This is a genomic window from Thermobifida cellulosilytica TB100, from assembly GCF_001517975.1.
GTDB classification, from domain to species: Bacteria; Actinomycetota; Actinomycetes; order Streptosporangiales; family Streptosporangiaceae; genus Thermobifida; species Thermobifida cellulosilytica.
Genome location: NZ_KQ950180.1, coordinates 1,349,964 through 1,357,500 on the forward strand (window position 1 = coordinate 1,349,964; position 7,537 = coordinate 1,357,500).

The 7,537-nt window shown below is 72.6% G+C and carries 9 protein-coding genes and 1 pseudogene; 6 read left to right on the top strand and 4 right to left on the bottom strand.

The annotated features are described in order from the left end of the window. Positions 1–189, top strand: a pseudogene (locus AC529_RS20350) (polyamine aminopropyltransferase); the annotation flags it as partial. 380 nt (positions 190–569) lie between these two features. After that, positions 570–806, top strand: coding sequence for a hypothetical protein (locus AC529_RS05775; protein WP_068754146.1), 237 nt, complete (start codon positions 570–572; stop codon positions 804–806). Positions 807–1,015: 209 nt separating this feature from the next. Here the strand turns inward: AC529_RS05775 and AC529_RS05780 are convergent, their stop codons facing one another. Together AC529_RS05780 and AC529_RS05785 are read right to left on the bottom strand one after the other, a co-directional pair. Further along, positions 1,016–1,834, bottom strand: coding sequence for a GntR family transcriptional regulator (locus AC529_RS05780; protein WP_083947946.1), 819 nt, complete (start codon positions 1,832–1,834; stop codon positions 1,016–1,018). 207 nt (positions 1,835–2,041) lie between these two features. Continuing rightward, positions 2,042–2,623 carry an HXXEE domain-containing protein gene (locus AC529_RS05785; RefSeq protein ID WP_068754147.1) on the bottom strand — a complete coding sequence of 194 codons (582 nt, stop codon included), beginning with the start codon at positions 2,621–2,623 and terminating at the stop codon, positions 2,042–2,044. A 226-nt stretch (positions 2,624–2,849) separates the two neighbouring features. On the opposite strand from AC529_RS05785, the gene AC529_RS20805 reads away from it, so the two are divergent. Further along, positions 2,850–3,398, top strand: coding sequence for a PLD nuclease N-terminal domain-containing protein (locus AC529_RS20805; RefSeq protein ID WP_232306586.1), 549 nt, complete (start codon positions 2,850–2,852; stop codon positions 3,396–3,398). 74 nt (positions 3,399–3,472) lie between these two features. On the opposite strand, the gene AC529_RS05795 is transcribed toward AC529_RS20805, so the two are convergent. Next, positions 3,473–3,658: a hypothetical protein gene (locus tag AC529_RS05795; RefSeq protein ID WP_068754151.1), complete on the bottom strand. Its 186-nt coding sequence runs from the start codon at positions 3,656–3,658 to the stop codon at positions 3,473–3,475. Between the two features lie 249 nt (positions 3,659–3,907). Between AC529_RS05795 and serS the strand changes: the two genes are divergently transcribed. Both serS and AC529_RS05805 read left to right on the top strand, forming a co-directional pair. Further along, the gene (gene serS / locus AC529_RS05800; protein ID WP_068754153.1) at positions 3,908–5,176 is read left to right on the top strand and encodes a serine--tRNA ligase; all 1,269 of its coding nucleotides are present in this window, start codon (positions 3,908–3,910) and stop codon (positions 5,174–5,176) included. A 117-nt stretch (positions 5,177–5,293) separates the two neighbouring features. Next, positions 5,294–5,608 (top strand): type II toxin-antitoxin system VapB family antitoxin, encoded by a 315-nt coding sequence (locus tag AC529_RS05805; protein WP_068754155.1) that lies wholly within the window; start codon positions 5,294–5,296, stop codon positions 5,606–5,608. On the opposite strand, the gene AC529_RS05810 is transcribed toward AC529_RS05805, so the two are convergent. Then, positions 5,572–6,492 (bottom strand): LysR family transcriptional regulator, encoded by a 921-nt coding sequence (locus AC529_RS05810; RefSeq protein ID WP_068754157.1) that lies wholly within the window; start codon positions 6,490–6,492, stop codon positions 5,572–5,574. The two genes, AC529_RS05805 and AC529_RS05810, sit on opposite strands and share 37 nt — an antisense overlap. An 83-nt stretch (positions 6,493–6,575) precedes the next feature. Here AC529_RS05810 and AC529_RS05815 point away from each other — a divergent pair. Further along, the coding region (locus AC529_RS05815) for an aminotransferase class V-fold PLP-dependent enzyme (protein WP_068754590.1) at positions 6,576–7,537 on the top strand (962 nt) is incomplete at its 3' end.

The following is a 7,537-nucleotide window of genomic DNA, read 5'->3' on the forward strand; positions in this document are numbered from 1 at the left end:
GGCGTGGGCTCGCTGGCCTCCAAACGGCTCACCGGACGGCCCGCGTTCTGGTTCGCGATCGTCGAGGGCCTGCTGTCGCTGGTCGGCGGCCTGTCGGTGCTGGTCCTGTACGCGGCCTTCGCCGCGCGGCGCAGTGCGTCTCCAAGCAGTCCGCACAGGGCCTGGGCCTGCTCATCGGCCTGGGGCTGAACGTCAACGCGCTCAACTCCTCCGCGTGCAGCGGCAGCGTGAACGTCAACAACAACTAGAACCCGCGGTACAGCGTCGGGACGAGAGCGTTCCGGCTCCGTCCGCTGAAGAGCGGAACAGCCGCCTCCCGCGCTCCCGCGCGGGAGGCGTTTCCCGTTTTTCTCCTCTTTCCCCTTTTTCGTTCGGGCGTTCCGGAGAGCGGACGGTAATGAAAGCATCAATGGATGCAAAGAAACGGCATGGCGCGCACTGGTTCATTCCTCAGCCGCGATTGATGAGGCATCGTTGCAGTGCGTCGCCGAACCGAATCGGTCTGACGCGAACCGTTTGATCGGTGGCCGTTCTCGGCCATCGCTACCGTTATCGAAAGGTATGGAGCAATGCGGCGAATCATGAAGCTGGCTGCCGTGGGCGCGATGGCCGCGGGCCTGGTCGGCGCTGGCGCCCCGGCCGCTCTGGCCGGCAACGACACCGACGTCACCGCCACCGAGGCGATCCAGTGTGTCTCGACGCAGGAGGCCACCGGTGCCGGCCTGTTCCAGGGCCTGGGCCTGAACCTGAACCTGCTCAACTCCGAGGCCTGCGCCGGCAGCATCAACGTCAACGACAACGACTAGGACGCGCCGCCGGTCCACACGGATCGACCGCCCTTGTCGTTCTCCGTCGGCTGTCTCCCCGGTGCTCCACCGGGGAGACAGCCGGGCACACCACCCACGTCGCCCGCCGACGTGGGCTGTCGGCGTTTCCGGGCGGCTGTCGCCCGCACCGCTCCCCGCCCCGCACGGCACGGCCGCCCCACCGGTGCCCCACCGGCGTGCGCGGCCGCTCACTCCGCCGCCGTTCTCTCCGCTCCCTCAGGTCCCGCCCGGGAGGCCCGCTCCGTGCCCCGGGAGCCGCCCGAAAACGGTCCGCCGCCGCGCCCGGGCGCGCCCTCCGCGCTGCTGCGGGGCAGCGGCAACTGGTAGCTGAGCCGACAGTGGTCGGCCGAGACGATGAGGTCGGAGGTCTCGACCGGGCGCCGCCCGGCGAAGTGGGTGCGCTGGATCACCAGCGTGGTCGCCCCGGGGGCCAGGGCGAGCCGACGCGCCTCCGGTTCTCGCAGGTTGCGGACCGACACCTGTTCCTCGACCCGGTCCACGACGATCCCGACCCCGGCGAGGCGGTCGGCGACACTGACCTCGGCAAGCTCTCCCGGCGTCCGTCCGGTGTTGAGCGTGAGCAGGGCGGGCTCCCACGCGATGTACAGCGCGATCGGCGTGCCCTGCGCGTACCCCAGGCACTCGGTCTGGTAGAGCGGCTCTCCCACGCGCACCCCGAGCCGCTGCGCCACCGCGGCGGACGCGGTCTCGCTGCGGGCCCCCAGCCGCTCGGTGCGCAGCGGTCCGAGGTCGCAGGCGTGCGCGGCGCGGGGCAGCAGGAGCTCGGCCGCGGGCGCGCGGACGTAGTAGCCGGACCCGGCCCGCCCTTCGATCAGTCCTTCCGCCATGAGCAGCCGCAGTGCGCTGCGCGCCACCTGGTCGCTCACCGCGTGGCGGCGGGCCAGTTGGGCGCGGGACGGCAGCCGTGTCCCCGGGGGGAGTTCCCCGGTGAGGATGGGTTCGCGCAGGCTCTCGGCGACCCGCAGATAGCCCGGTTGCTCCAGCATGGTCAGGCGCGCGGGTCGGCCGTTCCTCCGCGGAGGCCGCCGACGCCCTCGCTCGGAACGTTCGCGTCACACTGCAAGGAACTGCTCGTGCAGGTCTGTCGACGCTCACCCATGGGCTCAGTAAAGCAGCAGGTCACCACCGCGCGCAGACGAACCGAGCAGTAGCTTTCGCGGTACGTGTCCGCTCCGCCACGCTCCGGACGCGGCTCAGCCGCGCCGGGAGCGGCCGGTGCGGGAGCGGCGGCGCCACCGGTCCCGGGCGGCCAGCAGCGCCCCGGCGGCCCCGTGCACCCCGGCCACCAGGGGCAGGAAGAGCAGGGCCGCGGCCGGTCCCGTCTGCGCCTCGGGAACGCCGGCGCGGCGCAGCCGCTGCCGCGCCCACAGCGTGAACGGCGCCGCCACCAGCGGGGCGGTCACCACTCCCGGCGTGTAGCCCCTCGTCACGACGGCCGAGGCCACGTGCGAGACGGTGTGCAGCCCGAACCCGGTGAGCACGGCCTGGTAGAAGGGGCTGCGGCCGTTGGTGCGGGCCCCTTCGGCGGCGGCCGCGGCGACCACGCACCCCATCAGCCCGAGGGAGAGGTTCACGTGCTCCTGGGAGACGTCCATGCGGTCCCACACCGCCGACGGCACCCACGGCAGGGCCTTCTCGAGCCGGGGCCGCGCCCGGCGCGACCAGTGCGCCATGGTCACCAGCTCCTCGGCGTCGTGGAGCGCCCAGGCCACGAACAGGCCCCAGGTCGCAGCAGCGGGGACCCTGGCCTCACCGGCCGAGTTCTCTTCCGACATCGCCATCTCCGTCCCGTCGGGCCCGCCTCCCCGGCGGACCGTGTACTCACCGTATCGACGGGCCGGTCCCGCGTACGCCGGACCTCCGGCACCGCGCACGCGGGGAGTTTTACCGTGAGGTGGCCGTGCCACTGACATGTGTTGGGACGTGAGTCCCCATGCTGGAGATACCGCACTGTGAGGGACCGCGCACGGGAGGTTCACGGCAGCCGTGACACAGCAGCCGATGTCGGACAGCACCGCCATAATTCTGGGAACGGTCGGAGGCCTGCTCACGATCGCGCTGCTCACGCTGGTCATCGCGGCCCTGGCCTCCGTACTGTCCACGCGTGCCCTCACCCGGGGCGGCAAGCTGCTGTGGGCGCTCGCGGTCCTGCAACTGCCGGTCCTCGGCGCCGTGGCGTGGTTCGTCATCGGCCGCCAGGGGCCGCTCAACAGCCTGCTCGGACTGGTCCGGAGCGGACGTCACGAGGCCCTGGGCAGCGGCCAGCACGTCCGCGACGACCTGTTCGGGGACCGCCCGGAGCCGGTGTTCGCGGGGTACGGGCCCAACGGCGCGAACGGGCACTCCTGCACCCTGCCCCGCAACTCCTCCCGCTTCGTCGTCCCGGAGCAGGGCTCCAACGGCCACCAGTGGCCGAACGGCAACGGACACTCCGAGTACACCACGGTCGGCGCGTACCCCGGGCACTTCTCCCCGGGCTCGAACGGCGACTCCGCGGTGCGCCATTACAACGGACGGAAGCGGGTTCCGCGGTCGCGGATCCCCAGGTGAGGCGGGCTCCCGAGAAGCGGGGCCCGCGAGGCGCCGCCTGGCCCCCGGCGGCGCCGACCGGCGCTCCGGCGGCCTCAGCCCACCAGCACCGAGTCCTCGTCGAACATCCAGTCCTCCGAGGCCACGCGGTACAGCTCGTGCCGCAGCGCCAGCTCCAGGGCGGTGTCCTCGGGCGCGACCTCGTCGAGCCGGTCCAGCGCCGCGCGGATCTCCATGGCGGTCATCGCACCGACCGGCTTCATCCCCCAGTTCTGCGTCATGGTGTTCTTCCCCCTTTCCGCTCCGCCACCACACCGGTGCGGAGCAAGGGCCGGGAGTCCTCCCGGCCGCGGCGAGATCCGTACGACGCGGGATCCCGCCGTCCCCCCTGTCTCGAGTTCCTCCACTTCGTACGTACCGTGTCCCGGTGACAGGTCCGTCGACCTCATTGGATGCGGCCGACGGCCTTATCGTTCCAGAAACAATCTGACACTGTGGGTCGAAGCCGGGATACCGGTACCCTGCTCAACGTGATCGACCTTCGAGCTCTACGGGATGACCCTGACCGGCTGCGCGCATCGCAGCGGGCCCGCGGCGAGGACGAGTCCGTCGTCGACCGACTGCTGGACCTGGATTCACGGCATCGTGCCGCCCTGGCGCGGTTCGAGTCGCTGCGCGCCGAGCAGAAGAGCGTCGGCAAGTCCGTCTCGCGCGCGTCGGCGGACGAGCGTGAGGCGCTGCTGGCGCGCGCCAAAGGACTGGCGGCCGACGTCAAGTCCGCCGAGGCCGAGGCCGAGGCGCTCTCTGCGGAGCTCGCCGCGCTGCTGCGGACCGTGCCGAACATCGTGGAGGCCGAGGCTCCGGTGGGCGGCGTCGACGACTTCGTGGTGGTCGACCAGGTCGGCACCCCGCGCGAGTTCGACTTCACCCCCCGCGACCACCTGGAGCTGGGGGAGATGCTCGGCGCGATCGACACCGACCGGGGCGCCAAGGTGTCCGGGGCGCGGTTCTACTTCCTCACCGGCGTCGGGGCGATGCTGGAGCTGGGGCTGCTCAACCTGGCCATGCAGCGGGCCGCCGCCAACGGCTTCACCCCGGTGATCCCGCCGGTGCTGGTCAAGCCCGAGACCATGGAGGGCACCGGTTTCCTCGGGGAGCACTCCGCCGAGGTCTACCACCTGCCCGCCGACGACCTGTACCTGGTGGGCACCTCCGAGGTGCCGCTGGCCGGCTACCACGCGAACGAGATCCTGCCCGCCGACATGCTGCCCACCCGCTACGTCGGCTGGTCCTCCTGCTTCCGCCGCGAGGCGGGCTCCTACGGCAAGGACACGCGCGGCATCATCCGGGTGCACCAGTTCAACAAGGTGGAGATGTTCGTCTACGCCCATCCCGACCAGGCGCACGAGGAGCACCTGCGCCTGCTGGGCTGGGAGCGCGAGATGCTCGACCTGCTGGAGGTGCCCTACCGGGTGGTGGACATCGCAACGGGCGACCTGGGCACGAGCGCGGCGCGCAAGTACGACTGCGAGGCGTGGGTGCCCAGCCAGGGGTGCTACCGCGAACTCACCTCGACCTCGAACTGCACGGACTTCCAGTCCCGCCGCCTCAACATCCGCTACCGCGACGCCGACGGCAAGCCGAGGTTCGCCGCCACGCTCAACGGAACGCTGGCCACCACGCGCTGGATCGTCGCGATCCTGGAGAACCACCAGCGCGAGGACGGCTCCGTGGTGGTGCCCGAGGCGCTGCGTCCCTTCGTCGGCCGCGACGTGCTGGAACCCGTCACCAAGAAGTGACCTGTCGGGCCCCGGTTCTCCGGGGCCCGCGGCTTTTCGCGCCGGGCGCCCCGCCGCCGGTGTGCGGGTCCCCACCCCGCCCGTCACCGAAAGTTCCCGGATGACTACCATGGGCGCATGGTCTTCAAGCGGGTCGGCAACGGCCGTCCCTATCCCGATCACGGCCTGTCCCGGAGCGCGTGGATGCGGATCGCGCCGACTCAGGTCCGTCTGGATGAGCTGGTGACCACCAAGGCCACTCTGGATCTGGAACACCTGCTCGCCAAGGACTCGACCTTCTTCGGCGACCTGTTCCCGCACGTGGTGCGCTGGCGGGGTGAGCTGTACCTGGAGGACGGGCTGCACCGGGCGCTGCGGGCCGCCCTGCAACAGCGCATCTCCGTGGCCGCCCGCGTCTACGACCCGTGCTGCTGGTTCCCCCGGTCGGACTGACCCACCGCGGCGGCGAGCTCGTCGACGAGCGCGGCGACCGCGGGCGGCACCCGTCCTGCGGCGACCACCGCGAACAGGCGGCGCCACCCCAGTTCCGGGGAGTCCACCACGGCGATGTTCTCCCCCCGGTGCAGCGACAGGGCGAGCTGCGGCAGCACCCCGACCGCCAGCCCCAGGGAGACCAGCCGCTGCACGGCCAGGTGGTCGTCGGTGGCGTAGGCGACGCGCGGTTCGAAGCCCGCGTTCCGGCAGACGTGGACCAGGTGCGCCCGGCAGCGCTCGCAGCCCGCCACCCAGGTCTCGCCGCGCAGCGCCGCCAGGTCCAGGGTGTGCTCGGCGGCGAGCGGGTGGTCGGCGGGCAGCAGCAGCCGGACCCGTTCCCGGGAGAGCACGACCTCGCGGGTGCCGGTGCCCGCGTCGGGGGGTGTCTCGTCGTAGGCGAAGGCGACCGCCACGTCCACCTCGCCCTCCCGCAGCAGCGCCAGCGACTCGGGCGGCTCCGCCTCGACGAGGGTGACCGCGACCCCGGGGGCGCGCTCCCGCAGCGCGGCCAGGGCCTGCGGCACGAGCCCGGCGGTGGCCGTGGGGAAGGCCGCCAGCCGGACCCGGCCCGCCCGCAGTCCCGCGACGGCCGCGACCTCCTCCTCCGCGGCCGCCAGCCGGGCCAGCACGGCGTCGGCGTGGCCGACCAGGACCCGTCCCGCCTCGGTGAGCCGCACGCCGCGCCCGTGCCGCACCACCAGCGGGGTGCCCACCTCCGCTTCGAGGCGGGAGATGTGGTGGGAGACGGCGGGCTGGGTGTAGGAGAGGGCGCGCGCGGCCGCGGTCATCGAGCCCAGCCGGGCCACCTCGCACAGCACGCGCAGTCGGGTCAGGTCCAGCACACCCCCAAGGTATCAATGACACTTATGGGAGCTGACGAAGATCTCTTCTTGTTCTTTGGCCTGCGGCCACCGAGGATGCAGGCATGGACACCGCGCCGCTGCTTCCCGCCTCAGTCCGCGACCAGTTCACCCGGGACGTGGTCTACCTGAACACCGCCTCCTACGGGCTGCCGCCCCGCGCCGCCCACGAGGCGACGCTGGCCGTCGAACGCGACCGCGCCGCGGGCCGACTGTCCCTGGCCTTCTTCGACCGGCTCGTGCAGCGGTCGCGCACCGCCTTCGCCCGCCTCGTGGGGGTGCCCGTGTCCCGAGTCGCGGTCGGCTCGCAGACCTCCCAGTTCGTCGGCCTGGTCGCGGCGTCGCTGCCCGCCGGGTCGACCGTCGTGGTGGCCGAGGAGGACTTCACCTCCGTGACCTATCCGTTCCTGGCCCTGGCCGACCGCGGGGTGCGGGTGCGGGCGGTGCCGGTGGCGCGGATCGCCGACGCGCTGGACCCGACCGTCGCCCTCGTCGCGGTCTCGGCCGTGCAGTCCGCCGACGGCCACGTCACCGACGTCGAGGCGCTGCTGGCCGCCGCCTCCGCGCACGGGGCCCGGGTGCTGCTGGACACCACCCAGTCGTCCGGGTGGCTGCCCGTGCCCGCGGACCGGGTGGACTACCTGGTGTGCAGCGCCTACAAGTGGCTGCTGGGGCCGCGGGGCGCCTGCTTCTTCGCGGGCACCGAGGAGGCACTGGCCGACCTGACGCCGATCGCCGCCAACTGGTTCGCGGGGGAGGAGGGCGCGGAGACGTTCTACGGGACGCGGATGCGCCTGGCCGCCGACGCGCGCCGGTTCAACGTCTCCCCGGTGTGGGCGTCCTGGGCGGGCCTGGCCCCGGCCCTGGAGATGCTCGCCGACCTCGGGGAGGAGGCCGTGGGGGCGCACAACGTCGCGCTCGCCAACCGGTTCTGCGCCGGGCTGGGCCTGCCCCCGGCGGACTCCGCGATCGTCAGCCTGGAGGTCGACCCCAAGGCCGAGACCGTCCTGGCCGAGCAGGGCGTCGT